Origin of the sequence: Streptomyces alanosinicus (genome assembly GCF_014650595.1) — a bacterium.
GTDB classification, from domain to species: Bacteria; Actinomycetota; Actinomycetes; order Streptomycetales; family Streptomycetaceae; genus Streptomyces; species Streptomyces alanosinicus.
Genome location: NZ_BMVG01000024.1, coordinates 57,192 through 82,889, shown reverse-complemented (window position 1 = coordinate 82,889; position 25,698 = coordinate 57,192). Strand labels below are relative to the sequence as shown.

General features: G+C 70.5%; 22 protein-coding genes and 1 pseudogene. 15 read left to right on the top strand and 8 right to left on the bottom strand.

All coding sequences use genetic code 11. The features are described 5' to 3' along the window. Positions 1–11: 11 nt before the first annotated feature. Positions 12–932, bottom strand: a pseudogene (locus IE277_RS33045) (FG-GAP and VCBS repeat-containing protein). A gap of 228 nt (positions 933–1,160) precedes the next feature. Here IE277_RS33045 and IE277_RS33040 point away from each other — a divergent pair. Beyond that, on the top strand, positions 1,161–1,484 hold the full coding sequence (locus IE277_RS33040; protein WP_189957406.1) for an antibiotic biosynthesis monooxygenase family protein: 324 nt from the start codon (positions 1,161–1,163) through the stop codon (positions 1,482–1,484). 163 nt (positions 1,485–1,647) lie between these two features. On the opposite strand, the gene IE277_RS33035 is transcribed toward IE277_RS33040, so the two are convergent. After that, positions 1,648–3,930: a (Fe-S)-binding protein gene (locus tag IE277_RS33035; protein ID WP_189957405.1), complete on the bottom strand. Its 2,283-nt coding sequence runs from the start codon at positions 3,928–3,930 to the stop codon at positions 1,648–1,650. 213 nt (positions 3,931–4,143) lie between these two features. Between IE277_RS33035 and IE277_RS33030 the strand changes: the two genes are divergently transcribed. The 7 genes from IE277_RS33030 to IE277_RS33000 all read left to right on the top strand — a co-directional run bounded on the left by IE277_RS33030 (position 4,144) and on the right by IE277_RS33000 (position 12,257). Continuing rightward, positions 4,144–5,163 (top strand): MraY family glycosyltransferase, encoded by a 1,020-nt coding sequence (locus tag IE277_RS33030; RefSeq protein ID WP_189957404.1) that lies wholly within the window; start codon positions 4,144–4,146, stop codon positions 5,161–5,163. Between the two features lie 94 nt (positions 5,164–5,257). Further along, positions 5,258–7,126 (top strand): molecular chaperone DnaK, encoded by a 1,869-nt coding sequence (gene dnaK, locus IE277_RS33025; protein WP_189957403.1) that lies wholly within the window; start codon positions 5,258–5,260, stop codon positions 7,124–7,126. Next, on the top strand, positions 7,123–7,794 hold the full coding sequence (grpE, locus tag IE277_RS33020) for a nucleotide exchange factor GrpE (RefSeq protein WP_189957402.1): 672 nt from the start codon (positions 7,123–7,125) through the stop codon (positions 7,792–7,794). Before dnaK ends, grpE begins: the two co-directional genes overlap by 4 nt. Positions 7,795–7,839: 45 nt before the next feature. Next, positions 7,840–9,012 (top strand): molecular chaperone DnaJ, encoded by a 1,173-nt coding sequence (gene dnaJ, locus IE277_RS33015; RefSeq protein ID WP_189957401.1) that lies wholly within the window; start codon positions 7,840–7,842, stop codon positions 9,010–9,012. A 5-nt stretch (positions 9,013–9,017) separates the two neighbouring features. After that, complete coding sequence (locus IE277_RS33010) at positions 9,018–9,467, top strand: heat shock protein transcriptional repressor HspR (protein ID WP_189957400.1); 450 nt, start codon at positions 9,018–9,020, stop codon at positions 9,465–9,467. A gap of 370 nt (positions 9,468–9,837) precedes the next feature. After that, positions 9,838–10,944, top strand: a complete 1,107-nt coding sequence (locus tag IE277_RS33005) for a sugar ABC transporter substrate-binding protein (protein WP_189957399.1) — start codon at positions 9,838–9,840, stop codon at positions 10,942–10,944. Between the two features lie 266 nt (positions 10,945–11,210). Continuing rightward, positions 11,211–12,257, top strand: a complete 1,047-nt coding sequence (locus IE277_RS33000; RefSeq protein ID WP_189957398.1) for a helix-turn-helix transcriptional regulator — start codon at positions 11,211–11,213, stop codon at positions 12,255–12,257. Here the strand turns inward: IE277_RS33000 and IE277_RS32995 are convergent. After that, on the bottom strand, positions 12,220–13,203 hold the full coding sequence (locus IE277_RS32995; protein WP_189957397.1) for a helix-turn-helix transcriptional regulator: 984 nt from the start codon (positions 13,201–13,203) through the stop codon (positions 12,220–12,222). The genes IE277_RS33000 and IE277_RS32995 overlap by 38 nt on opposite strands. A 34-nt stretch (positions 13,204–13,237) precedes the next feature. Further along, entirely contained in the window at positions 13,238–14,269 is a 1,032-nt protein-coding gene (locus IE277_RS32990; protein WP_189957396.1) for a helix-turn-helix transcriptional regulator, read from the bottom strand. Positions 14,270–14,384: 115 nt separating this feature from the next. Between IE277_RS32990 and IE277_RS32985 the strand changes: the two genes are divergently transcribed. Further along, entirely contained in the window at positions 14,385–14,576 is a 192-nt protein-coding gene (locus IE277_RS32985) for a hypothetical protein (RefSeq protein ID WP_189957395.1), read from the top strand. Next, positions 14,573–14,908 (top strand): Rieske (2Fe-2S) protein, encoded by a 336-nt coding sequence (locus tag IE277_RS32980; RefSeq protein ID WP_189957394.1) that lies wholly within the window; start codon positions 14,573–14,575, stop codon positions 14,906–14,908. Before IE277_RS32985 ends, IE277_RS32980 begins: the two co-directional genes overlap by 4 nt. Positions 14,909–15,064: 156 nt before the next feature. Here the strand turns inward: IE277_RS32980 and IE277_RS32975 are convergent, their stop codons facing one another. Continuing rightward, positions 15,065–15,457: a pyridoxamine 5'-phosphate oxidase family protein gene (locus tag IE277_RS32975; protein ID WP_189957393.1), complete on the bottom strand. Its 393-nt coding sequence runs from the start codon at positions 15,455–15,457 to the stop codon at positions 15,065–15,067. 138 nt (positions 15,458–15,595) lie between these two features. On the opposite strand from IE277_RS32975, the gene clpB reads away from it, so the two are divergent. Continuing rightward, a complete protein-coding gene (gene clpB, locus IE277_RS32970; protein ID WP_189957392.1) occupies positions 15,596–18,193 on the top strand; it encodes an ATP-dependent chaperone ClpB in 2,598 nt (865 codons plus the stop codon). Positions 18,194–18,243: 50 nt separating this feature from the next. On the opposite strand, the gene IE277_RS48965 is transcribed toward clpB, so the two are convergent. Continuing rightward, positions 18,244–18,378 (bottom strand): hypothetical protein, encoded by a 135-nt coding sequence (locus IE277_RS48965; protein ID WP_268252679.1) that lies wholly within the window; start codon positions 18,376–18,378, stop codon positions 18,244–18,246. 126 nt (positions 18,379–18,504) lie between these two features. Here IE277_RS48965 and IE277_RS32965 point away from each other — a divergent pair, with 126 nt between their 5' ends. Then, positions 18,505–19,047: a type III secretion system chaperone family protein gene (locus tag IE277_RS32965; RefSeq protein ID WP_189957391.1), complete on the top strand. Its 543-nt coding sequence runs from the start codon at positions 18,505–18,507 to the stop codon at positions 19,045–19,047. Positions 19,048–19,062: 15 nt separating this feature from the next. On the opposite strand, the gene IE277_RS32960 is transcribed toward IE277_RS32965, so the two are convergent. Continuing rightward, positions 19,063–20,235: a mannosyltransferase family protein gene (locus IE277_RS32960; RefSeq protein ID WP_189957390.1), complete on the bottom strand. Its 1,173-nt coding sequence runs from the start codon at positions 20,233–20,235 to the stop codon at positions 19,063–19,065. A gap of 164 nt (positions 20,236–20,399) precedes the next feature. Continuing rightward, positions 20,400–21,584, bottom strand: coding sequence for a pyridoxal phosphate-dependent aminotransferase (locus tag IE277_RS32955; protein ID WP_189957389.1), 1,185 nt, complete (start codon positions 21,582–21,584; stop codon positions 20,400–20,402). Between the two features lie 904 nt (positions 21,585–22,488). Between IE277_RS32955 and IE277_RS32950 the strand changes: the two genes are divergently transcribed. The 3 genes from IE277_RS32950 (at position 22,489) to IE277_RS32940 (ending at position 25,622) form a co-directional block, all read left to right on the top strand. After that, positions 22,489–23,013: a DUF2617 family protein gene (locus IE277_RS32950; protein WP_189957388.1), complete on the top strand. Its 525-nt coding sequence runs from the start codon at positions 22,489–22,491 to the stop codon at positions 23,011–23,013. Positions 23,014–23,153: 140 nt separating this feature from the next. Then, entirely contained in the window at positions 23,154–24,791 is a 1,638-nt protein-coding gene (locus IE277_RS32945; RefSeq protein ID WP_189957387.1) for a polyamine aminopropyltransferase, read from the top strand. A 54-nt stretch (positions 24,792–24,845) separates the two neighbouring features. Then, a complete protein-coding gene (locus tag IE277_RS32940) occupies positions 24,846–25,622 on the top strand; it encodes an SRPBCC family protein (RefSeq protein WP_189957386.1) in 777 nt (258 codons plus the stop codon). Positions 25,623–25,698 lie beyond the last annotated feature (76 nt).

Below are 25,698 nucleotides of genomic sequence, written 5' to 3'. Positions count from 1 at the left end.
GTTCCCCCCGTTCAGTCCGCGAAGTTGGCGCCGAAGTACGGCGTGCCCGTCGTCGAGACGCCCGAGGTGCTCGGGGAGACCGTGCGCGAACCGGTCGTGGTGATCCTCGTGCCGTCGGAGGGCAGGTAGGTCACCGCGTCGTTGCCCGCGTTCTCCTGGGAGCCGACGAGCAGGTCGGCCCTGCCGTCGCCGGTGACGTCGTCGAGCTTGACGTCCTGGCCGAAGTAGTCGTCCTTCTCGTCGTCGCCGGGGACGCCCGGCGACGACTGGGCGAAGGGCTGGGCGCCCGAGGAGGTGTCCAGGCCCTTCGGTGTGCCGTGCAGGACCGTGACCGCGCCGGTGTTCGTCGCGCTGCCGATGTTCTCGCCCGCCACGCCGATCGCGAGGTCGAGGAAGCCGTCGCCGTCGAAGTCGCCGGCGGCGAGGTTCTTGCCCCAGTAGTCGTGCGCGGTGGGCGCCGGGTCGGCGACCGTGACGCCTTTGCCGGTGATGCCGGCGGCCGAGCCTCACAGGACGGCTATGCCGCCGCCGTCCTGGTCGCTGCCGACGTCCTCGCCGGGGGAGCCGACCGCGATGTCGTCGTGGCCGTCGCCGTTGAAGTCGGCGTACGCGGTCTCCGCGCCGAAGTGGTCGCCGGCCTCGGCGGTGCCCGGGTTGCCGGCGGTGTCCTGGCTGATGGTGGAGCGCTTGGCGGAGGAGACGCCGGTCTTCGTGCCGTAGCGGACGACGAGCTGGCCGGCGGCGCTCCTGCCGTTCACATAGGCGCTGTCGGCGGAGAAGGCCACGTCGCCGATGCCGTCGCCGTTGAAGTCGGCCTGGGGGACATGGGTGGAGTCCGCGGCCGTGGCGGTCACGGCCGAGAACGTGAGCAGACCGCCGGTGAGCGCGGTCGCGGTGGCCGTCGCTAGGGCGAGTCGCAGAGGCTTGTGCATGCGGGTTTCTCCTGCTGCATGCGGGGATGCGTGGCGGGCATCCACAGCCGATGGGGTGCGGACCGTCCCCGTTCGCCGTGAGTTGTCCCACGGTTCACCGGGCGGTCGGCGATCAGGAGACCCGTCGGGATGCGTAAGGGGCGCACGAGAGATAGGCAAATCCGTGGGACTGGTGCCGGTGCCGGTGCCGGTGCGGCCGGCCGTACCGGACTGGGCCAGGATGGTGTCATGAGCGTAGTGAAGATCAATGTGCTGACCGTGCCCGCCGAGCAGCGGGAGGTGCTGGAGAAGCGGTTCGCCTCGCGTGCCCACGCGGTGGAGAACTCCGACGGCTTCGAGTGGTTCGAACTGCTGCGTCCCGTCGAGGGCACCGACACCTATCTCGTCTACACGCGCTGGCGTGACGAGGAGTCCTTCCAGGCGTGGATGGAGGGGCCGATGAAGTCCGCGCACCAGGGCGGAGGCGAGGGCGAGCGCCCGAAGCCGGCGGCGTCCGGCTCCACGCTGTGGTCCTTCGAGGTGGTGCAGCAGGCCGCGCCGAAGAAGGCGTAACCGAAGGGGCCCGGCCAAGGGCGGCGGCACGGCAGCGGCACCGAGGCAGCGTCCGGATCTGTGACAGCCCGGCCGGCCGCGATCCATGACCCGGGCGGCCGTACCGACGACGGCGCCCCCTGCCTGTGCGAAGCAGGGGGCGCCGTACGTCGAAGAGCCGTGGTCACTTCACGGGCTCGGGCTCCGGCGCGCTCTCGGGCTCGGCCTCGCCCGCCGGGTCGACCGGGGTCTTCACCGAGTCGAGCAGCAGCTGGGCGACGTCCACGACCTGGATGGACTCCTTCGCCTTGCCGTCGTTCTTCTTGCCGTTGACCGAGTCGGTCAGCATGACCAGGCAGAACGGGCAGGCGGTGGAGACGATGTCCGGGTTGAGGGAGAGGGCCTCGTCGACGCGCTCGTTGTTGATGCGCTTGCCGATCCGCTCCTCCATCCACATCCGGGCGCCGCCGGCGCCGCAGCAGAAGCCGCGCTCCTTGTGGCGGTGCATCTCCTCGTTGCGCAGGCCCGGGACGTTCGCGATGATCTCGCGCGGCGGCGTGTAGATCTTGTTGTGCCGGCCCAGGTAGCACGGGTCGTGGTAGGTGATGATGCCCTCGACCGGGGTGACCGGGATCAGCTTGCCCTCGTCCACCAGGTGCTGGAGCAGCTGGGTGTGGTGGATGACCTCGTAGTCGCCGCCGAGCTGCGGGTACTCGTTGCCGAGCGTGTTGAGGCAGTGCGGGCAGGTGGCGACGATCTTCTTCGCCGACTTCGGCTTCTTGGTCGACTCGTCCACCTCCCCTTCCTCGTTGAGGGACTCGCCGAAGGCCATATTCAGGGCCGCCACGTTCTCCATGCCGAGCTCCTGGAACAGGGGCTCGTTGCCGAGGCGGCGGGCGGAGTCACCGGTGCACTTCTCGTCGCCGCCCATGATCGCGAACTTCACGCCCGCGATGTGCAGCAGCTCGGCGAAGGCCTTGGTGGTCTTCTTGGCCCGGTCCTCCAGGGCGCCGGCGCAGCCGACCCAGTACAGGTAGTCGACCTCGGAGAGGTCCTCGATGTCCTTGCCGACGACCGGGATCTCGAAGTCGACCTCCTTGGTCCACTCCAGGCGCTGCTTCTTCGCCAGACCCCAGGGGTTGCCCTTCTTCTCCAGGTTCTTGAGCATCGTGCCCGCCTCGGACGGGAACGCGGACTCGATCATCACCTGGTAGCGGCGCATGTCGACGATGTGGTCGACGTGCTCGATGTCCACCGGGCACTGCTCGACACAGGCGCCGCAGGTGGTGCAGGACCACAGCACGTCCGGGTCGATGACGCCGTTCTCCTCGGCGGTGCCGATCAGCGGGCGCTCGGCCTCGGCGAGAGCGGCGGCGGGCACCCCGGCCAGCTGCTCCTCGGACGCCTTCTCCTCGCCCTCCGCGTTCTTGCCGCCGCCCGCGAGCAGATACGGCGCCTTGGCGTGCGCGTGGTCCCGCAGCGACATGATCAGCAGCTTCGGGGAGAGCGGCTTGCCGGTGTTCCAGGCGGGGCACTGCGACTGGCAGCGGCCGCACTCGGTGCAGGTGGAGAAGTCCAGCAGGCCCTTCCAGGAGAACTGCTCGACCTGGGAGACACCGAAGACGTCGTCCTCGCCGGGGTCGGTGAAGTCGATCGGCTTGCCGCCGGACGTCATCGGCAGCAGGGCGCCGAGGGAGGTCTCACCGGTGGCGTTGCGCTTGAAGAAGATGTTCGGGAAGGCCAGGAAGCGGTGCCAGGCCACACCCATGTCGGTCTTCAGGGCGACCGTGATCATCCAGATGAAGGAGGTCGCGATCTTCACACCGGCGAAGAAGTAGGTCAGGTTCTGGAGCGTCGAGACGTCCATGCCCCTCAGCCACGACACGACCGGGTACGAGATGAAGAACGAGACCTCGTAGCCGTCGACGTGGTGCTGGGCGCCTTCCAGGGCGTGCAGCATGAAGATGCAGATGCCGACGATGAGGATGACGGCCTCGACGAAGTACGCCTGGCCGAAGTTGGAGCCGGCGAAGCGGGACTTGCGGCCCGGCTTGTTCGGCTTGCTCAGCTGGCGGATCGCGATCAGGACGAGGATGCCGAGGACCGTCATGGTGCCGATGAACTCGACGAAGACGTTGTACGGCGCCCAGTCACCGATGACCGGCAGGATCCAGTCCGCCTTGAACAGCTGCCCGATCGCGTTGACGATCGTCAGCAGCAGAGAGAAGAAGCCCACCGCCACGAACCAGTGCGCCACACCGACGATGCCCCAGCGGTTCATCCTGGTGTGGCCGAGGAACTCCCTGGCCACGGTGAGGGTGCGCTGTGCGGGGTCGTCGGTCCGCGTCCCGGCCGGAACCGACTGGCCCAGCCTCATGAAGTTGAAGATCTGCAGGAGGGCGCGGCCGAACAGTGCCACGCCGACCACGATCAGGACCAGCGACACGATGATCGCGGCGAGTTGCATTGGGGCTCCTGAGGCGGCCTCGGATGAACGGGCGAACGGTTGCTGAGCGATTCAACCGACGGACATTACTAAGCGGTAACTTATGGAGTCCGTCTGAGACTACCCCCATCTTCCTGCGAGATGCAGCCGAGCGCGGGGTGATGAGCGTCATCCCCGGGTCATCAGATCGTGTTATTCGTACCGAATTGCTACTTTCGCCCCTACCTTAGAGCCGTGCTCTACGGGATCGCCGCGGCTACCGCAGCCCTCTTCCTCGCCGCCGTGCTCGCGGCGCTGCTCAGGGTGCCCGCGCTGCGGGCGGGCATCGTCGACCGGCGGCTGCACCGGCGGCTGCCGCTGCTCGGCGGGGTCGCCGTGGTGGTCGTCACCTGCCTCGTCACCGGGGTCGGACAGTGGACCGGGGTCGCGCCGCTCGGGCAGGGGGTCGACGGGCTGCTGGTGGCCGCCGCCCTGGTCGCCGCGCTGGGCCTGGTCGCCGACGTCTGGCGGCTGCGCCTGCGTGTGCTCGTCACCGGTACGGCCGTGGCGGCGGCCTGTGTGGTGCCGTACGACGAGACGGGGGTGCTGGGCGGGATGCTCGCCGTGGGCTGGATCCTCGCGGCCTCGCTGGCCTTCAAGGGGCTCGACCACGCGGACGGGCTGGCCGGCACCGTCGGGGTCGTCACCGCCTTCGGGGCGGGGGCCTGTGCCGCCGCCGAGGTGATGGACGGGCTCGCCGTCCTGCTGAGCGTGTTCGCCGCCGCCCTCACCGGCTTCCTGATGCACAACTGGCATCCGGCCCGGATCGGGCTCGGCACCTGCGGCTCGTTGTTCACCGGGTTCCTGCTGTCGTCCTCGCTGGTCTTCACGCGCGCGGGGTACGACCTCGGGCCGAGCGCCGCCGTGATGTTCTGCCTCGGCGCGGTGGCCCTCGCCGACGCCGTCCTCGTGGTCCTCGCCCGGGGGGTGGCCCGGCGTTCGCTGCTGCGGCGCGGGCCCGACCATCTCGCGCACCGGCTGCGCCGGCTCGGGCTCACCCCGCAGGCCTCCGTCGTCGTGCTGGGCGCGGGCTCCTTCTCGGCGGTGCTCGTCGGGGTGCTCGTGCACACCGGGTGGACCGGCGAGGGGGCCGTGCTGTGGGTGGCCGGAGGGGCGCTGCTGGTGGTCGTCGTACTCCTTGGCATCCCTGTCCAGTCGCCCCGACAGGCGACATCGCCGCAGGTCAGCAGCCCATTGCGTGTAAGGAACGGATAAGACTTGAGTCCTTGCGACTCAGGTCTGTTGACCGCGTGCCGAGAGTCATGCACACTTGAGTCCGTTCCACTCAAGTCAGCTGGAGGAATCGAAAATGGCACGTGCGGTCGGCATCGACCTGGGCACGACTAACTCCGTCGTCAGCGTTCTGGAGGGCGGCGAGCCCACCGTCATCACCAACGCCGAAGGCGCCAGGACCACGCCGTCCGTCGTCGCCTTCGCCAAGAACGGCGAGGTGCTCGTCGGCGAGGTCGCCAAGCGCCAGGCGGTCACGAACGTGGACCGGACCATCCGCTCGGTGAAGCGCCACATGGGCACCGACTGGAAGATCCAGCTGGACGGCAAGGACTTCAACCCGCAGCAGATCTCCGCGTTCATCCTGCAGAAGCTGAAGCGGGACGCCGAGTCCTACCTGGGCGAGAAGGTGACCGACGCGGTCATCACCGTCCCGGCGTACTTCAACGACTCCGAGCGCCAGGCGACGAAGGAGGCCGGCGAGATCGCCGGTCTGAACGTCCTGCGCATCGTCAACGAGCCGACCGCCGCCGCGCTGGCCTACGGCCTCGACAAGGACGACCAGACGATCCTCGTCTTCGACCTCGGCGGCGGCACCTTCGACGTGTCGCTGCTGGAGATCGGCGACGGCGTCGTCGAGGTGAAGGCCACCAACGGTGACAACCACCTCGGTGGTGACGACTGGGACCAGCGTGTCGTCGACTACCTGGTCAAGCAGTTCGCGGCCGGTCACGGCGTGGACCTCGGCAAGGACAAGATGGCGCTGCAGCGCCTGCGCGAGGCCGCCGAGAAGGCCAAGATCGAGCTGTCCTCGTCCAGCGAGACCTCGATCAACCTGCCCTACATCACGGCGTCCGCCGAGGGCCCGCTGCACCTGGACGAGAAGCTGACCCGCGCCCAGTTCCAGCAGCTGACCGCGGACCTGCTGGAGCGCTGCAAGACGCCGTTCCACAACGTCATCAAGGACGCCGGCATCGCGCTCGGCGAGATCGACCACGTCGTCCTCGTCGGTGGCTCCACCCGTATGCCCGCCGTCGCCGAGCTCGTCAAGGAGCTGACCGGCGGCAAGGAGGCCAACAAGGGTGTGAACCCGGACGAGGTCGTCGCCATCGGCGCCTCGCTCCAGGCCGGTGTCCTCAAGGGCGAGGTCAAGGACGTCCTGCTGCTCGACGTCACCCCGCTGTCCCTCGGTATCGAGACCAAGGGCGGCATCATGACCAAGCTGATCGAGCGCAACACCACGATCCCGACCAAGCGCTCCGAGATCTTCACGACGGCCGAGGACAACCAGCCGTCCGTGCAGATCCAGGTCTACCAGGGCGAGCGCGAGATCGCGGCGTACAACAAGAAGCTGGGCATGTTCGAGCTGACCGGTCTGCCGCCGGCGCCGCGTGGCGTCCCGCAGATCGAGGTCTCCTTCGACATCGACGCCAACGGCATCATGCACGTGACCGCCAAGGACCTGGGCACGGGCAAGGAGCAGAAGATGACCGTCACCGGCGGCTCCTCGCTGCCGAAGGACGAGGTCGACCGGATGCGCCAGGAGGCCGAGCAGTACGCGGAGGAGGACCACCGCCGCCGCGAGGCCGCCGAGACCCGCAACCAGGGCGAGCAGCTCGTCTACCAGACCGAGAAGTTCCTCAAGGACAACGAGGACAAGGTCCCGGGCGAGATCAAGACCGAGGTCGAGGCAGCCGTCGCCGAGCTGAAGGAGAAGCTCAAGGGCGAGTCCGCCGAGGGCGACAACACAGCCGAGATCCGCACCGCCACCGAGAAGGTCGCGGCCGTCTCGCAGAAGCTCGGCCAGGCCATGTACGCCGACGCCCAGGGCGCGCAGGCCCAGGCCGGCGGCCCGGAGGGTGCCGCCGCCGGTGGCGCCAAGGCCGCCGAGGACGACGTCGTCGACGCCGAGATCGTCGACGACGAGCGCAAGGACGGTGCCGCGTGACGGAGGAGACCCCGGGCTTCGAGGAGAAGCCCGACGTCCCCTCCGGCGCCACCCCCGACGACGCCGAGTCGAAGGCCGCCCCCGAGGAGGGGGCGGCCCCGGCCGGGGACGCACACGCGAACGCGGGTCTGGTGGCCCAGCTGGACCAGGTCCGTACGGCGCTCAACGAGCGCACGATGGACCTCCAGCGGCTCCAGGCCGAGTACCAGAACTACCGCCGCCGGGTCGAGCGCGACCGCATCGCGGTCAAGGAGATCGCCATCGCGAACCTCCTGACCGAGCTGCTGCCGGTGCTCGACGACATCGGCCGCGCACGGGAACACGGCGAACTGGTCGGCGGCTTCAAGTCGGTCGGCGAGTCGATGGAGACCGTCGCGGCGAAGATGGGCCTGCAGCAGTTCGGCAAGGAGGGCGAGCCCTTCGACCCGACCATCCACGAGGCCCTGATGCACTCGTACGCGCCGGACGTCACGGAGACCACCTGCGTGGCCATCCTGCAGCCCGGGTACCGCATCGGCGAGCGCACCATCCGCCCCGCGCGGGTGGCCGTCGCCGAGCCGCAGCCCGGCGCGCAGACCGTCAAGGCCGAGGGCGGCGAGGAGACCACCGAGGCGCAGCAGACCGGCTCCGCCGACGACAAGGACAACGGTGGCCCGGACGAGGGCTGACGGGAAGACGACCAAGGGGAACCGCGGAAAGGGGGCACGTCGAGGATGAGCACCAAGGACTTCATCGAGAAGGACTACTACAAGGTCCTCGGCGTCCCCAAGGACGCCACCGAGGCCGAGATCAAGAAGGCGTACCGCAAGCTCGCCCGCGAGTTCCACCCGGACGCCAACAAGGGCAACGCCAAGGCCGAGGAGCGCTTCAAGGAGATCTCCGAGGCGAACGACATCCTCGGCGACCCCAAGAAGCGCAAGGAGTACGACGAGGCACGCGCCCTGTTCGGAAGCGGCGGGTTCCGCCCCGGACCGGGCGCCGGCGGCTCCTTCAACTTCGACCTGGGCGACCTCTTCGGAGGCACCGGCAGCACCCCCCAGGGCGGCGGCTTCGGGGGCGGCATCGGTGATGTCTTCGGGGGCCTGTTCAACCGTGGCGGCACCACCGGCACCCGCACCCAGCCGAGGCGCGGCCAGGACATCGAGTCCGAGGTCACGCTGAGCTTCACGGAGGCCATCGAGGGCGCCACGGTGCCGCTGCGGATGTCCTCCCAGGCGCCCTGCAAGGCCTGCTCCGGCACCGGCGACAAGAACGGCACACCGCGCGTGTGCCCGACCTGCGTCGGCACCGGGCAGGTCGCGCGGGGCTCCGGCGGCGGCTTCTCGCTCACCGACCCCTGCCCCGACTGCAAGGGCCGCGGTCTGATCGCCGAGCACCCCTGCATGGAGTGCAAGGGCAGCGGCCGCGCCAAGTCCTCGCGCACGATGCAGGTCCGCATCCCGGCGGGCGTCACCGACGGGCAGCGGATCCGGCTGCGCGGCAAGGGCGCGCCCGGCGAGCGGGGCGGACCGGCGGGCGACCTGTATGTGGTCGTGCATGTCGGCGAGCACCCGGTCTTCGGCCGCAAGGGCGACAACCTCACCGTCACCGTGCCGGTGACGTTCGCCGAGGCCGCCCTCGGCGGCGAGGTCCGGGTGCCGACCCTCGGCGGCCCGCCCGTCACCCTGAAGCTGCCTCCGGGCACGCCGAACGGCCGTACGATGCGTGCCCGCGGCAAGGGCGCGGTCCGCAAGGACGGCACCCGCGGCGATCTTCTGGTCACCGTAGAGGTGCGTGTTCCCAAGGACGTGTCGGGGAAGGCTCGTGATGCGCTGGAGGCGTATCGCGAGGCGACCGCGGGTGAGGATCCGCGGGCGGAGCTGTTCGAGGCCGCGAAGGGAGACTGAGAGTGATGGACGGCCGTCGACGTAATCCGTATGAACTGACCGAGGAGACCCCGGTCTACGTCATCTCGGTGGCGGCCCAGCTCTCCGGACTCCACCCGCAGACGCTGCGCCAGTACGACCGCCTGGGCCTGGTCTCCCCGGACCGGACCGCCGGGCGGGGCCGCCGCTACTCGGCCCGCGACATCGAACTGCTGCGCACCGTGCAGCAGTTGTCGCAGGACGAGGGCATCAACCTGGCCGGCATCAAGCGCATCATCGAACTGGAGAACCAGGTCGCCGCCCTGCAGTCCCGCGTCGCGGAGCTGGAGGCGGCCCTGGACGGCGCGGCGGCCGCGATGCAGCAGCGCGAGGCCGCCGTCCACGCCTCCTACCGCCGCGACCTGGTCCCTTACCAGGAGGTCCAGCAGACCAGCGCGCTGGTGGTGTGGCGGCCCAAGCGGCCGCAGCAGGACTGACCGGCGGCGGACCGGACGGAACACGGCGAGGGCCGGGAGGATCGTTCCTCCCGGCCCCTCCTCTTCGCAGTGGTGAAGACATGGGCGAAGGCATGGGTGAAGGCATGGTTGAAGGCACGGGTGAAGACGTGCCGGCGGCCGCGTCGGTTGTGCCGGTTTTTACCGGCTCATGGGCTCCCGTTGAATGGAGGGTCCGTAAAGAGTGTTTGGAGGCGATTCCGCTCACCCTTCACAGAGTCAGCTCAGCGTGGTGTTGCGGACTCGTTAAGTAGTTCCGCTTGACGCCGGGTGTGGCCTCCGCGTTGTCTTTTCAGACACCTGGGTCGTATAGCAGCCCTACGTCCGGATCGCACCTGAAGTGAGCCCTCGAATGCGTCGTATCGCCATATCCGTGGCCGCATCCACGATGACCCTCTCGCTCGCCGGTTGTGGCGTGCTGAACGCGACAGGGAACGGCGCGGACGCGAGCCCGAGCAAGGGCGACGACGTCACCGTGGGCCTGTTGCTGCCGGAGAAGACCAACTCCCGCTACGACAAGTTCGACTACCCCATCATCAAGGACAAGGTCGCCGAACTCACCGGCAAGAAGGGGACGGTCGAGTACGCCAATGCGAACGCGGACGCCTCCCGGCAGGCCGCGCAGCTGCAGAAGATGATCGACGAGAAGGTCGATGTCATCCTGCTCGACGCCGTCGACTCGCACTCCGTCGCCGCCGAGGTGAAGAAGGCCACGGACGCGGGTATTCCGGTCATCGCCTACGACCGGCTCGCCGAGGGTCCGATCGACGCCTATGTCTCCTTCGACAACGAACTGGTCGGCGAGGTGCAGGGCCGCACCCTGCTGCAGGCCCTCGGGTCGGGCTCCGACTCCTCCGACAAGATCGTCATGATGAACGGCTCGCCCACCGACCCGAACGCCAAGCAGTTCAAGGAGGGCGCGCTCTCCGAGCTGAACGGCAAGGTGACGATCGCGGAGACGTACGACACCGACGGCTGGAAGCCGGAGAACGCCGAGGCCAACATGACCAAGGCGATCAACGCGGTCGGCAAGAACAACATCGCCGCCGTCTACTCCGCCAACGACGGCATGGCGGGCGGCGTCATCAAGGCCCTGAAGGCCGCCGGTGTCACCAGCCTGCCCCCGGTCACCGGTCAGGACGCGGAACTCGACGCGGTCCAGCGGATCGTGGCGGGCGAGCAGTACATGAGCGTCTACAAGCCCTACCCGGACGAGGCCGAGGCCGCCGCGGAGATGGCCGTCGCCAAGGTCCAGGGCAAGGACATCCAGTTCGACGCGCTCACCCAGGACAAGGTCGACAGCCCGACCACCAAGGCCATCCCGTCCAAGCTGATCCAGCCGACCGCCCTGACCAAGAGCAACATCAAGTCCACGGTCGTCGCGGACGGCATCTACACCGTCGGCGACATCTGCACCGCCGTGTACAAGGCGGCCTGCGCGGCGGCCGGCCTGAAGTAGCCCGGGGCTCCTCCGGCGGAGCCGCCCGCATCGCGTCACCTCCGTGAACGCGATGCGGCGGCTCCCGAAGCGAGATCAACGATGCCGTGGCACCGTCCGCCTCACCACCATCAGCTTGTTGCAATGTGAGGGGTGGAGCCTGGCCGATACTCGGACATAACAGTGTTTTGCGGCAGCCCTGTTGGGGTGAGCCGTGTTGCGGACCCGGTCGGCGCCGCGCATAGTTGCGCTGCGGAAGTGGCAGCACACCGGGGGTGAAATGCACGATGGCCGGGCGTGGGGCGGAGCAGCATCCACACGGCGCCGACCGACTGTGCGCGGCCGGGGACCGGGTGTATTCACGGGCCGTACGCCGCGGGCGCGTGCCGCGCACCGATGCCGAGACGGTGCCCTGCCTGCTGGAACTGGCCCTGCTGCACCCGGACCCCGACGACATGGACTGGCTGGTGCCGACCTCCCCGCAGGAGGTCATGACCAGACTGCTGCGCGGGGTCTACGACGAGGTCCGGGAGAGCCAGCGGCGGGTGGGCTCGGCGGTGGCCGCCTTCGAGCGGTACGCCGGCCTCGGCCGTCAGCTGGGTGCGCTGGCCGCACCGGCCGAGGGCAGCGCGATCCGGGTGCTGGACGGGCTCTCCCGGATCCAGGCCGCGATGGACGAGGCGACCGAGGCCTGTACGACCGAGGTGCTCACCGTGCAGCCCGGCGGCATCCGCCGGGAGGCGGAACTGACCGAGGGCCTGCACCGCGCGCTGGCCCTGCGCGGCCGCGGGGTGCGCATGCGCGACCTCTACACCCATGTGGCCCGCCATGGCCAGGGCCTCCTGAACTACCTGGAGCTGATGGGCGACACGGTCGAGGCCAGGACGCTGGACGAGGTGATCGACCGGCTGATCCTCTTCGACCGCACGGTGGCGTTCATCCCCGCCAACGCCGACCGCACGATGGCCCTGGAACTGCGCCACCCGGCCCTCGTGGAGTACCTGGTGACGGTGTTCGAGCGGCTCTGGCGCCTCGCCATCCCGCTGACCGCCCCGCTGCCCGACACCGGCATCGAGGGCATCTCGCACCGTGAGCAGTCCATCGCCGCGCTGCTCGCCGAGGGCCACCAGGACGCCGTCATCGCCGAGCGGCTCGGCATCAGCGTGCGTACCTGCCGGGCCCATATCGCCCGGCTGTCGGAGACCCTCGGCGCGGCCAGCCGTACCCAGCTGGGTGTGCGGATCGCCCAGGTCGGTCTGGACCGCCGGCGCGGCCGCGCCCTGCCGGCCGGTGCGCTCACGGCTCCCGATCAAGAATCCCCGAGCGTGCGATGAGATAGCCGAGCTGGGCGCGGCTGTCGCTGCCGAGGGTGGTGGCGAGCTTGGCGATGTGCAGCCGGGCGGTGCGTACGTTCATGCCGAGGCGGTCGGCGATGACGGCGTCCGTGTGGCCCTCCACGAGCAACGCGGCTATCGCCCGCTGGCGCGGGGTGACGCCGTTCACCGACGGGGGCTGCACCGCCTTCGGGAACATCGGCGTGGCCAGCCGCCAGAGCCGTTCGAAGGTCGTGACGAAGTACTTGATCAGGGCCGGGTGGCGGACCTCCAGGGCCATCGTGCCGTCGTCGTCGGCGGGGACGAAGGCGACCTCGCGGTCGATGACGATGAGCCGGTCCGGTACCTCGTCGAGGCTGCGGGCCTCGGTGTCGCCGTGCCGGAAGTGCTCCAGCGGCCCGTACACGAGCGGCACATGGCGCAGGGTGTGCTGGTACAGCACACGGATACGGCCGCCGCGCTCCAGCAGGGCCCGGTCGCGCGGGAAGGCGGTGTCGCGGGCCGCCACGCCGCGCGGGCCGGTCAGACCGGTGTGCGGCTGGATGGTGAGGGACTCCTCGGTGGCGTCGACCATCGCGTCGGTGATGGCCCGGTTGATCTGCTCGGTGCCGCTGAGCAGGCGCAGCATCGAGGTGCCGGCGGCGGGGGGCTGCCGTACGCCGATCCGCAGGAGCGGTTCGAACCGGGCCACCAGCCGGTCCTCGCGCAGCCGTTCCTCGGCGACGCGCGCCGCGGAGGTGCGCAGCAGCCGGTGCAGGGCCGCGGCGGGGGCCACCGGTTCGAGCAGTCCGGGGTCGTCGAGGACGGGGTGGAGCAGGCCGAAGTCGGTGAGACAGGGCGTGCCGTCGGCCTCGGTGACGGCGATCCGCCCCTCGCGCAGGGCGCGTTCGTACACCTCCTGTCCGGCGGCGCACAACTCCTCGACCCCGTGCTCCCGATGCGTCACGGGCGCACCCTTGCCGCTCCCCGGTGCCGGCCGCTCATTGCTCGTCCCCCGGTGCGGTGTCCGTGTCCAGCAGCCCCGACTGTGCGATGAGGAAGCCGAGTTGGGCGCGGCTGCCGCTGCCGAGGGCCGAGGCCAGCTTGGCGATGTGGGCCCGGCAGGTGCGTACGTTCATGCCGAGGCGGCGGGCTATGGCCTCGTCGACATGGCCCTCGATGAGAAGCTTCGCGATCGAGCGCTGAACGCCGGTGATGCCGTCCGGGGACACTTCGTTGGGCACGTCCTCGGTCAACGGGACCGCGCGCTGCCACAGGTGCTCGAAGACCTTGCGGAGATAGGTGATCAGCCCTGGATGCCGCAGTTCCAGGGCCACGCTCCGGTCGTCGCTGGCGGGGATGAAGGCGACGGTCTGGTCGAAGATGATCAGACGCTCGATCAGCTCCTCCAGGGTGCGCACCTGCACATTGCCCCGGGGCATCCGCTCGACGTAGGCGAGGGTGCCCTGGCTGTGCCGGGCGGTGTGCTGGTACAGGGTGCGGAAGACCACGCCCCGGTCGGTCAGCGGCCGGTCCCGCTTCAGCGCCTGGGTGAGTGCGTCCACCGGACGGCCGCCTCCGGGCTGTACGGTGAGGACCTCGACCTGGCACTCTGCGGTGGCCGCGTTCAGCGCGGAGTTGATCCGGTCGAAGCCCTCCAGAACGGTGATCGCGTGGATGCTGCCCTGGACCTGCGTGCTGATCGCGACAAATGGCTCGAAGGAGTCGGTCAGCTCGATGGTGTGGCGGCGACGCTCCTGGATCTCCCGCTCCAGCGGCTGCAGCCGCTGGGCCAGGGCGACCGAGGGAGGCACGGCGCGCAGCCACTGCGGGTCGTCAGGGTCCGGATGCAGCAGGGCGAACTCCAGCAGGCACGGGGCGGCCGGTTCCACATCCGTGCGGCCCACCCGGCCTGTGCGCAGAGCGGTGGCGTAAAGCCGCGCCCCTTCGTCACACAGGTTGGTTATCGCATGAGGATGTGTCCCTTGTGTGTTGTTTGTGGGCAAATCTCCACCCCCCAGGCTCCTGAACATGCAGGAACATGATGCATCGCTCCTGTGGCCTTGACGTGCCTGAATGAGCCATCGTCTTGTCACGCGGGGGAGAGGAAACCATCAAGTGAGGATGAAGCCGACTATGCGAGCGAGATTGCTTGGCTCACTGCTTGCCGCGGTCTTCTCCACCGCTGTGGCCTTCACCGCCATACATCAGGGGCACGCCGAGGTCACCTCGCAGGACACCGGCTGGACCAGTGTGCGCGCAGACACCGGCTGGACCTTCGCGCAGGCGATCGCGAGCACCGGGGGGCAGACAGGCGCGGAGGAGAGGGCGGGCGCATGACGACTCCACCCGACGACCGCTCCTTCCGTCGTGAAATGGCCACGGCCTACCGCTCCGGCTGGCACTTCATCGATCTGGTCACCGCCATCCCCCACAGCGGTGACTCGCTGATGGTGACCGTGTTCGGTGAGCCGGTCGTCGTGACGCGGGACGAGGAAGAGGACGTGCGGGCCTACCGGTGTCTGCGCAAGCCGCGAGGCGCGCCCCAGCCGGTCCGCTGTGCCATCCGCTACGGAATGATCTTTGTGAACCTCGACCAGCGGGATCACCGGCTTGCCGAGCCGGTGGACCCGGACGTGAGGACCATCTCGGCCACCCCCCGCAGTGCCTGACGCGATTCCCCCGTCGTAAAAGATCGCTCAGGTGCTTCCCCCCGCAGCGGCGTCACCGTGACCTGAACACGGTGACGCCGCTGCAGTTTCTGGGGACATATCGAGGTATGGCAGGTATGGGGAGGCCACCACCGTGGCTGAAACTTTTCGGTCGTCTCAGCCGTGCCCCAGCGTCCGCTCCACCGCTATCTCGATCACCACGCGCGCGGGATTCGGCCCCGGTGTCCGCTGGTAGCGCTCGGCATAGCGGCGTACCGCCTCCGCCACCCGGTCCGGTTCCGTCCGTACCCTCGCGCGCCCCTCCAGCGTGGCCCAGCGCCGGCCGTCCACCTGGCAGACCGCCACCCGGGCGCCCTCGGCCCCGGCCGCGCGGACGTGCCGCACCTTCGTGCTGGTCCCGCTGGTGATCACCCTGGCCAGTCCGGCCTCCGCGTCGTACGTCACGCCCACCGGCACCACATGGGGGCTGCCGTCGGACCGGAGCGTCGTCAGGGTGCACAGGTGGCGTTCCCGCCAGAACGCCAGGTACTCCTCAGGGTGCTTCGTCATGCCCCGCAACCTAGCGCCCGAAGGGCTTCGGTCCCACCTTGACTGAAGGCCTCCGAACCTTGAGCGGAATAGGCTCAACTTTGTGTACGCTGGTTAAGTCAGCAGTGGAGAATATGGCCGAGGAGGAGAACGGACGACGTGGACGCCGAGCTGACCAACAGGAGCCGGGACGCGATCAGCGCGGCCAGCAACCGGGCCGTGACCGCGGGGCACGCGGACCTCACGCCCGCGCACTTGCTGCTGGCCCTGCTTCAGGGGCAGGACAACGAGAACATCACCGACCTGCTCGCGGCCGTCGGCGCCGACCAGGCGGCCGTACGCGCGGGCACCGAGAAGATCCTGGCCGCCCTGCCCAGCGTGACCGGATCCACCGTCGCGCCCCCGCAGCCCAACCGTGAGCTGCTGGCCGTGCTCGCGGACGCCGACGAGCGCGCGAAGGACCTCGGGGACGACTATTTGTCGACCGAGCATCTGCTCATCGGCATCGCCGCCAAGGGCGGGGCCGCCGGAGAGCTGCTGCGCGGCGGGGGCGCCGACGCCAAGAAGCTGCTGGAGGCCTTCAAGAAGGCCAGGGGAGGACGCCGCGTGACCACCGCCGACCCCGAGGGCCAGTACAAGGCCCTGGAGAAGTTCGGCACCGACTTCACCGCCGCCGCCCGCGAGGGCCGGCTCGACCCGGTCATCGGGCGGGACCAGGAGATCCGGCGGGTCGTGCAGGTGCTGAGCCGCCGGACCAAGAACAACCCGGTGCTGATCGGCGAGCCCGGCGTCGGCAAGACGGCCGTCGTGGAGGGGCTGGCCCAGCGGATCGTGAAGGGGGACGTGCCCGAGTCCCTGAAGGACAAGCGGCTGGTCTCGCTGGACCTCGGGGCCATGGTCGCCGGGGCGAAGTACCGGGGCGAGTTCGAGGAGCGGCTGAAGGCCGTGCTCGCCGAGATCAAGGACTCCGACGGGCAGATCATCACCTTCATCGACGAGCTGCACACTGTCGTCGGCGCCGGTGCCGGCGGCGACTCCGCCATGGACGCCGGGAACATGCTCAAGCCCATGCTGGCCCGCGGCGAGCTGCGCATGGTCGGCGCGACCACCCTGGACGAGTACCGGGAGCGGATCGAGAAGGACCCGGCGCTGGAGCGCCGCTTCCAGCAGGTGCTGGTCGCCGAGCCGACCGTCGAGGACAGCATCGCCATCCTGCGCGGCCTGAAGGGCCGGTACGAGGCCCACCACAAGGTGCAGATCGCCGACAGCGCGCTGGTGGCCGCCGCCACCCTCTCCGACCGGTACATCACCTCCCGCTTCCTGCCCGACAAGGCCATCGACCTCGTCGACGAGGCCGCCTCCCGGCTGCGCATGGAGATCGACTCCTCGCCGGTCGAGATCGACGAACTCCAGCGCGCCGTCGACCGGCTCAAGATGGAGGAGCTGGCGATCGGCAAGGAGACCGACCCCGCCTCCCTCGCCCGGCTGGAGAAGCTGCGCCGCGACCTCGCCGACAAGGAGGAGGAACTGCGGGGCCTGACCGCCCGCTGGGAGAAGGAGAAGCAGTCCCTCAACCGGGTCGGCGAGCTGAAGGAGAAGCTGGACGACCTGCGCGGCCAGGCCGAACGCGCCCAGCGCGACGGCGACTTCGACCGCGCGGCCAAGCTGCTCTACGGCGAGATCCCCACGCTGGAGAAGGAGCTGGAGGCCGCCTCCGAGGCCGAGGAGGAGGCCGCCAAGGACACCATGGTCAAGGACGAGGTCGGCGCCGACGACATCGCCGACGTCGTCGCCGCCTGGACCGGCATCCCGGCCGGCCGCCTGCTGGAGGGCGAGACACAGAAGCTGCTGCGCATGGAGGACGAGCTGGGCCGCCGGCTCATCGGCCAGACCGAGGCCGTACGGGCCGTGAGCGACGCCGTACGACGCTCCCGCGCCGGTATCGCCGACCCCGACCGCCCCACCGGCTCCTTCCTCTTCCTCGGCCCGACCGGTGTCGGCAAGACCGAACTCGCCAAGGCGCTGGCCGACTTCCTCTTCGACGACGAGCGGGCCATGGTCCGCATCGACATGTCCGAGTACGGCGAGAAGCACAGCGTGGCCCGCCTGGTCGGCGCGCCCCCCGGATACGTCGGCTACGAGGAGGGCGGCCAGCTCACCGAGGCCGTCCGCCGCCGCCCGTACAGCGTCGTACTCCTGGACGAGGTGGAGAAGGCCCACCCCGAGGTCTTCGACATCCTGCTCCAGGTACTGGACGACGGCCGGCTGACGGATGGTCAGGGACGTACGGTCGACTTCCGCAACACCATCCTGGTGCTCACCTCCAACCTGGGAAGTCAGTACCTGGTCGAGCCGCTGACCAGCGAGCACGAGAAGAAGGAGCAGGTCCTGGAGGTCGTCCGGGCCTCCTTCAAGCCGGAGTTCCTCAACCGGCTCGACGACCTGGTGGTCTTCTCGGCACTGACCGGGTCCGAGCTGGAGCGGATCGCCCAGCTCCAGATCGACCGGCTGGGCAAGCGGCTCGCCGAGCGCCGGCTCACCCTGGAGGTCACCCCGCAGGCGCTCGCCTGGCTCGCCGAGGAGGGCAACGACCCGGCCTACGGCGCCCGGCCGCTGCGCCGCCTGGTGCAGACCGCCATCGGCGACCGCCTCGCCAAGGAGATCCTCTCCGGCGAGGTCAAGGACGGCGACACGGTCCGCGTGGACCGGTTCGGCGAGGGCCTGATCGTGGGTCCGGCGACCGGGAAGACGCTGTAGCCGAGCCCGCGACGGACGGGCCCGTCGCCCTTGTGGCCGACGGGCCCGGGTCAGTTCTGCAGCTGGTTGAGCGGCATGTCGTCCAGCAGCAGGACGATCACGGCGACCACGAACCACACGGCGAACACCAGGCACGCCAGCCACAGCGTCCACAGCAGCCACCGCACCTCTTTCCGCATGCGCATGATCACATCATCGCGCACAGCGGGCAGGCGCTTTCTTCAGCCCACGGCTGACAGGTGGTGCGGGGTTGCCATCCCCCGCCCCCTCTGGGGGAGGATGGCGGAATCCACCATGAAGGGAAAAACACGGTGAGCATCGACCCGTCCTCGATTCCGAACTTCGGGGGCCAGCCCGAGCCCGAGCCCCAGGGACCGGCCGGCCCCGTCCTCCCGGATCAGGACCTCGTGAAGCAGCTCCTCGACCAGATGGAGCTGAAGTACGTCGTCGACGAGGAGGGTGACCTCGCGGCTCCGTGGGAGCAGTTCCGCACCTACTTCATGTTCCGCGGGGAGGACGAGCAGGCCGTCTTCTCGGTCCGGACGTTCTACGACCGCCCCCACAAGATCGACGAGAAGCCGCAGCTGCTGGAGTCCGTCGACGACTGGAACCGCCGCACCCTGTGGCCCAAGGTGTACACCCACACCCACGACGACGGCACGGTCCGGCTGATCGGCGAGGCCCAGATGCTGATCGGCACGGGCGTCGACATCAACCACTTCGTCTCCTCGACGGTCAGCTGGGTGCGCGCCGCGATCGAGTTCGACAAGTGGCTCGTCGAGCACCTCGGCCTGGAAGAGGCCGTCAACGAGGCGGACCAGCCCGAGGGCGAGGGCGACTCCGAGGGCGAGTAGCCCCACGGACGCCCTCTACAGCGGTGCCAGCGCGTACACCACCAGGTACGCGCCGTAGAGATAGCTGAGCCCGGCCAGGCACGCGACCAGCACGGTCGCGTGCCAGGGCCGGGCTCTCGCCGTCCGTACCAGCCCGTGGGCGAGCGGCAGCAGCAGCGGAAACGCCGGCAGCAGGAACCGCGGCTTGGACTCGAAGAACCCCGAGCCGCCGAGCGCGATCAGCAGCAGCACCCCGCTGTACACGAGCAGCGCCAGCGGGGCGCGGTCCAGGAACAGCACCGCGTACAGCAGCGCCCCCGCCGCCACGACCGCCAGGGCCATCGGGACCTCGAACCGGCTGCCGTGCAGCAGCATCGCGCTCAGGTACTGCACCGAACCCCGCCCGAAGTCGAACCGCGACCCCCACAGCCGCTGCACCTCGAAGTAGCCGCCCAGCAGATCGCCCTTGCGCCCGCCCACCCACAGCACATACGCCGTCCAGCCCAGCGGGGCGAGCGCCGCGCCCGTCCACAGCCTGTGGGAAACTTTTCCGCGTCGGCGCCACACCTCGGCGGCGGCCCCGGCCAGCACCGCGGCGGCGACCGCGCACCCGTTCGGACGGGCGAGCCCCGCGAGCGCCGCGAGAACGCCCGCCCACAGCCAGTTCCCGGCCAGCACCGCGTACAGCGACCAGGCCGCGAACGCGGTCAGCAGCGGCTCGGTGTACGCCATCGACAGCACCACCGAGTGCGGCAGCAGCGCCCACAGCAGGACCAGCGCGAGACCGGTGGCCCGCCCGTGCAGCCGGGAGCCCACCGCGTGGATCCCGGCGGCGGCCACGGCGGCCGCGGCCCACGACAGCAGCAGCCCGGCCATGTCCGCGCCGACCGGGGTCAGGGCGCTCGCCGTCCGCTCCAGCAGCGGGTACAGCGGGAAGAACGCCAGGTCGCTGTGCGGACCCGGGAGGTGCGAGGGCAGATTGTGGCCGTAGCCGTGCGCGGCGATGCCCAGGTACCAGACCGAGTCCCAGGACCGGGCCAGCAGCGTCAGCGGATGCCGGCCCGCGCGGTGCGCCACGAGCGCGAGCACGGCCGCGCCGCTGAGCCGGGCGCCGAGGAAGAGGCCCACGGCGACCCAGCTCGCCCGCGCGGTTCGCTGCGCCGGCTTCGGCGCGGCTACGGGCTTGGCGAGGGTACTGGCATACGTCACACCTCAGCACCCTGCGTGACGGCGGGGTGGGGCCGTGCGGTGACGCGCCGTTGTGCTTTCGGCCGTCGCCCGTCTGCGGGCCCGTCGTTGTCGCTCACGCCCACGCGACGGAGCCGCATGTCGATACGGCCCCGCGCCCTTCGGGGCGCTGCCCTTCAGGGCGGCTACAGCGCTCGCAGCCTCTCCGCGGCCTCCCGCAGCACCTCCTCGCGCTTGCAGAAGGCGAACCTCACGAACGGTGCGCCCGCCTCCCGGTCGTCGTAGAAGACGGCGTTGGGGATGGCGACCACGCCGGCCCGTTCGGGCAGGGCGCGGCAGAAGGCGAAGCCGTCCTTCTCGCCGAGGGGGCGGATGTCGGTGGTGATGAAGTAGGTGCCGGCCGGCCGGAAGACCGTGAAGCCCGCCTCCGTCAGCCCCTTCGCGAGGATGTCCCGGCGGGCCAGCATGGACCGGCGGAACTCCTCGAAGTAGGAGTCGGGCAGGGCGAGCGCCTCGGCCACCGCGTACTGGAAGGGGCCCGCGGAGACGTACGTCAGGAACTGCTTCACCGCGCGGACCGCGCTGACCAGCTCCGGCACGGCCGTGACCCAGCCGACCTTCCAGCCGGTGAAGGAGAACGTCTTGCCGGCCGAGCCGATCGTCACGGTGCGCTCGCGCATACCGGGGAAGGAGGCGAGCGGCACATGCTCGGCGTCGCCGAAGACCAGGTGCTCGTAGACCTCGTCCGTGACGACCAGCAGGTCCCGCTCGACCGCCAGCTCGGCGATCGCGGTCAGCTCCGCGCGCGTGAGGACCGTACCGGTCGGATTGTGCGGGGTGTTGATCAGCAGGAGGCGGGTGCGGCCGGTGACGGCCGCGCGCAGCTCGTCCAGGTCCAGGCGGAAGGACCCCTCGTGCGGACGCAGGGTCACCGGCACCCGGGTGCCGCCCGCCATCGCGATGCTCGCCGCGTAGGAGTCGTAGTACGGCTCCAGGGCCACCACCTCGTCGCCCGGCTCCACCAGTGCCAGCAGCGAGGCCGCGATCGCCTCGGTCGCGCCCGCCGTGACCAGCACCTCGGTGTCGGGGTCGCAGTCCAGTCCGTAGCGGCGCAGCTGGTGGGCGGCGATCGCGGTGCGCAGCTCCGGGATGCCGGGGCCCGGCGGGTACTGGTTGCCGCGGCCCTCGCGCAGCGCGCGTACCGCCGCCTCCCGGATCTCCTGCGGGCCGTCCGTGTCGGGGAAGCCCTGGCCGAGGTTGATCGAGCCGGTCGCCACGGCGAGCGCGGACATCTCCGCGAAGATCGTCGTCCCGAACTCGGCCAGTCGACGGTTGAGGTGAGGGCGTGCGCTGGAGGTCATGCGAGCCATCCTGCGCCCAGGCCCGGGGCTTCCTCAACCGGCCGGGCAGTCGGGCCGGTCCGGACACGCGCGCCACGCGTCCGCCCCGGATCTGCCTTTCGCCGCAGGTCAGGGGCCTCTTTCCCGGGGAGACCCTCAGAAGTTGCTCAACTCTGCTTTGAGGCTTCGGACGGCCGGGCATCTGCCCGTCACCGCGGTCCACGGGGGGCCGCTCCGGGGGGAACGGAAGGAGGATGACGCCATGGTCACCGGTTTCATCTTCATCCCGATCGTGGCCGCGTTCGTGCTCCTCATGGCGCGGGCGGTCCGGGACGGGACGCGACAGCGCGGGGTGTCACTCGGCAAGGGCGGGCGCCGCCGGTCCCGGTCGTCGTCCGCGTCGCGTTCGTCGTCCTCGTCGTACGACGGAAGCGGCAGTTGGTGGGCGGGCACCGCCGGCTCCGGGTCGTCGGACGGGCACCACGGGGGACATCATGGCGGCCACTCCTGCGGCGGAGGCCATTCGTGCGGAGGCCACTCCTCCTGCGGCGGCTCCTCCTGCGGCGGGGGTTCGTCGTGCGGCGGCGGGGGCGGATGCGGGGGAGGCAGCAGCTGACACGGGGCAGCTGAGCCCGTCGGGGGAACCGTATCCGGGCCGCACAGCAGCGCCCGCCGGCGAAGGAAGCCGGCGGGCGCTCGCCGTGCGGTTTCCGCGCCGGGCGCACGACATGGTTGAACAGTTGAACTGTGGAGCCCTCTGAGGGATGGAAACCCCACGAACTTGGGTAAAAACGCTGTGGGGGCGCCTCTGTTCATGATTCCCTCTAAAACGCCAACGCAGCCCCTCGGACGTCCCAGAGACTCCCGCCCCGGCCGAGCCGGCTGGGCTGACATGGCCGATCTCCCCCTCATCGCGTGTTAGCGGAGCCGATCCATGCTCACGACCCTGAACACCTCCTACACTGATACGCGGGCTGCCGACCTGGCCTGGGCCCTGGGCCGCGAACCGCTGCCCGCCCTGGCCACCCTCGATCTGGAACTCACCGGAGCCAAGCTCCAGTTGAGACTCCTCGGCGCATCACACCAGGTGTTGCTGGAGGAGGAGCACGGCAGTTGCTCGGAGACGGTCGCGTGCATCCCCGGCTCCAGCACCCCGCTGCCGCTCGGTGTCGCCAAGCGGGTCAACGACTGGGAGTACGAGTTCGCGGCGCGCGTCGAGGTGCTCACCCCCGGCTCGTTCGCGGGCCGCGCCCAGGAGTTGCTGGCCCTGGTCTCCGAGCATCCGCACGGTCTCGCGGGCGTCTTCCCCGGCAGCCCGCACGCGTTCACCGCGCTGCTGGCCCAGCACCACGAGGGCCAGGTGCACTGGCGCACCTGGCACGCCTACCCGCAGGACGGCCAGTTGGTGGCCACCCGCACCCGGGTCGGGGTGCGGGCGACGATGCCGCCGACCAGCTGAGTCCGGCTGAGTCCAGCTGGATCCATCTGGATCCCCCCTAGATCCACCCGGGTTCGCATAAACCCACAGTGCGTCAACTGCCCCCAGATCCACACGTGTGGGTGACGAAGCGTACCCATCATGTGACGTAACGTCGCAGCGTGATCGAACCGCACGCCCCCGCGCCTCCGGGGGCCCCGCCCTCCTGGACGGGCCCCGCCCGGCTGCCCGTCCGGCCCGGCACCGGGCGGTTCCTGGTCCTTGTGTGCGTCTTCGTCTGCGCGGCCTGCGGGCTCGTGTACGAACTCGAACTCGTCGCGTTCGCCTCGTACTTGATCGGCGACTCGGTCACCCAGTCCTCCGTCGTGCTGTCCGTGATGGTGTTCGCGATGGGCATCGGCTCCCTCGGCGCCAAGCGGCTGCGCTGGCACGCCGCGGCCGGCTTCGGCGCGATCGAGACCGTCCTCGCGCTGGTCGGCGGATGCAGCGCGATGGCGCTGTACGCCGTCTTCGCCTGGACCGGCGGCTGGGGCGGGATGTGGGCCGACGGCCCGCGCTTTCTGCTGGTCGCCTTCTCCCTCGCCATCGGCCTGCTGATCGGCGCCGAAGTCCCGCTGCTGATGGAGCTGATCCAGCGCATCCGGCTCCAGGACGCGGGCGGCGCGGTGGCCGACCTGTTCGCCGCGGACTATGTGGGCGCGCTGGTCGGCGGTCTTGCCTTCCCCTTTCTCCTCCTGCCCTTCCTGGGCCAGTTGACGGGCGCGCTGCTCACCGGCACGGTCAACGTCGTCGCCGGCGGAGCCCTGGTGCTGGGCCTCTTCCGCCGCGATCTGACCCGCCGGGCCCGCTGGACCCTGCTGCTCGGCGGCCTTGTCGTCCTCGGTGTCCTCGCCTCCGCCGCCGCCCTCGTCGGCGACTTCGAACGCGCCGCCCGGCATGCCGTCTACGGCAGGGACGTCCGGGTCGCCGAACAGACCGGCGTGCAGGAGGTCGTCCTCGCCGGCGGCACCGACGGCAAGCCCCTCGACCTCTTCCTGGACGGCCGGCTCCGCGTCGGCGGCCGCGACGAACGCCGTTACCACGAGGCCCTCGTCCACCCCGCGCTGTCCGGCGGGGCGCACGCGCGCGTCCTCATCCTCGGCGGCGGCGACGGCCTGGCCGCCCGCGAGGTGCTGCGCCGGCCCGGGGTGCGCCGCGTCGACATCGTCGAACTCGACCCGGGCCTGCTCCGCCTGGCCCGCCACGACCCCGGCCTCAGCGCCGTCAACGCCCATGCCTACGCCGACCCGCGCGTCCACCCCACCACCGCCGACGCGCTCGGCTGGCTGCGCGGCGCACCCGCCGCCGCGTACGACGTCGTGATCGCCGACCTGCCCGATCCCGGCATCACCGCCAGCACCAAGCTGTACTCCCAGGAGTTCTACGGACTGGCCCGACGGGTCCTCGCCCCCGGCGGCCGGCTCGTCGTCCACGCCGGGGCCGTCACCACCCGCCCCCGGGTCTTCTGGACGGTCGCCGCGACCCTGCGCGCGGCGGGCTTCGCCGGCTCCCCCTACCGGGTCCTCGGCCATGACTCCGGCTTCCCGGCCGGCCCCGACCGCTCGGCGGGCACCTCCGGACCCCCGCACGACTGGGGATTCCTGCTCGCGGCGCCGGGGCGCACCGCGCCGGCCCTGCGGCTCGGCCCCTGGCGCCCGCGCACGCTGACACAGGCCGAGCTGACGGCCGACGGCAGGGCGGCCCGGCGCACCCGGATCGGCGGGCTGCCGCCGTCCACGCTGGTGCATCCGCGCTACTGACGAGCCGGGCGGGCGGGGGTACTTTCCGCTCCTACCTGGGTAGGCTCAGCCGACATGGAGCACCAGGTCTTCGTCCCGGTCCCGGTCGAACCGCTCAGAGACGCCCTCGCCGACCCCGCGCGCGTCGCCCGTGCGGTCCCCGGTCTGCAGCAGGACGCCGGTGCCGAACCGGTCGCCGGACGCCTGAAGCTGCGCGTCGGCGGACACTCCGTCACCTACCGGGGTACGGCCCGCGTGGTCCCCCGCGAGGACGGTACGTACGCCGTCGAGGGCGACGCCGTCGAGGCCCGTGGCACCGGCGCCGTGAAGCTCGCCCTCCGGCTGTGTCTCACCGCCACCGAGGGCGGTACGACGGTCACGGTCGAGGGCACGGCGGACGCCGGCGGCCGTATCACGGAACTGCCGGCGGACACGGTGAGCACGGCGCTGACCCGCCTGCTGAACCGTTTTGTGGAAAACCTGGCGACGCCCGCGGAGCCCCAGCCGGAGCACGAGCCTGAACCCGAGCCGGAGTCCGAGCCCGAGGACACGCGTTCCTCCGTCTTCGACACCGAGGTCCCCCCGCCCTCACTGGACCCGGCGGCCGACCGCCTCGCGGACGACTTCGCCGACACCGGCGAGCCCCCCGCCGAGGCCGCGCACGCCCGCCGCACGATGATCGGCCGCAGCGCCGAGGAGGTCGACCACGCCCCACCCCGCGGTCGCTACGCCCCGGTCCCGGCCCCCCAGCCGGCCACGGCGGCATCGACACTGCGCTGGGCGGCCCCGGCAGCGGCACTGGTGGTGGCATCGGCGATCGTGGTCGGACGCGCACTGCGTAAGAGACGTTGACCGCGACATCCCCAGGGGCGCGGGGAACCGCGCGAGCAACCACAACGCGCCATCAGCCGAATCCGCGACCGGTCCC

What these genes read in the sequence shown, in the direction of transcription:
- IE277_RS32990 (WP_189957396.1), bottom strand. Translation starts at nt 14,269, where the DNA reads ATGTTCAGGAGCCTGGGGGGTGGAGATTTGCCCACAAACAACACACAA.
- IE277_RS32950 (WP_189957388.1), top strand. Translation starts at nt 22,489, where the DNA reads ATGCTCACGACCCTGAACACCTCCTACACTGATACGCGGGCTGCCGAC.
- IE277_RS33010 (WP_189957400.1), top strand. Translation starts at nt 9,018, where the DNA reads ATGGACGGCCGTCGACGTAATCCGTATGAACTGACCGAGGAGACCCCG.
- dnaJ (WP_189957401.1), top strand. Translation starts at nt 7,840, where the DNA reads ATGAGCACCAAGGACTTCATCGAGAAGGACTACTACAAGGTCCTCGGC.
- IE277_RS33000 (WP_189957398.1), top strand. Translation starts at nt 11,211, where the DNA reads ATGGCCGGGCGTGGGGCGGAGCAGCATCCACACGGCGCCGACCGACTG.
- IE277_RS32955 (WP_189957389.1), bottom strand. Translation starts at nt 21,584, where the DNA reads ATGGCTCGCATGACCTCCAGCGCACGCCCTCACCTCAACCGTCGACTG.
- IE277_RS32940 (WP_189957386.1), top strand. Translation starts at nt 24,846, where the DNA reads ATGGAGCACCAGGTCTTCGTCCCGGTCCCGGTCGAACCGCTCAGAGAC.
- IE277_RS48965 (WP_268252679.1), bottom strand. Translation starts at nt 18,378, where the DNA reads ATGCGCATGCGGAAAGAGGTGCGGTGGCTGCTGTGGACGCTGTGGCTG.
- dnaK (WP_189957403.1), top strand. Translation starts at nt 5,258, where the DNA reads ATGGCACGTGCGGTCGGCATCGACCTGGGCACGACTAACTCCGTCGTC.
- IE277_RS32975 (WP_189957393.1), bottom strand. Translation starts at nt 15,457, where the DNA reads ATGACGAAGCACCCTGAGGAGTACCTGGCGTTCTGGCGGGAACGCCAC.
- IE277_RS33035 (WP_189957405.1), bottom strand. Translation starts at nt 3,930, where the DNA reads ATGCAACTCGCCGCGATCATCGTGTCGCTGGTCCTGATCGTGGTCGGC.
- IE277_RS33005 (WP_189957399.1), top strand. Translation starts at nt 9,838, where the DNA reads ATGCGTCGTATCGCCATATCCGTGGCCGCATCCACGATGACCCTCTCG.
- IE277_RS32980 (WP_189957394.1), top strand. Translation starts at nt 14,573, where the DNA reads ATGACGACTCCACCCGACGACCGCTCCTTCCGTCGTGAAATGGCCACG.
- IE277_RS33040 (WP_189957406.1), top strand. Translation starts at nt 1,161, where the DNA reads ATGAGCGTAGTGAAGATCAATGTGCTGACCGTGCCCGCCGAGCAGCGG.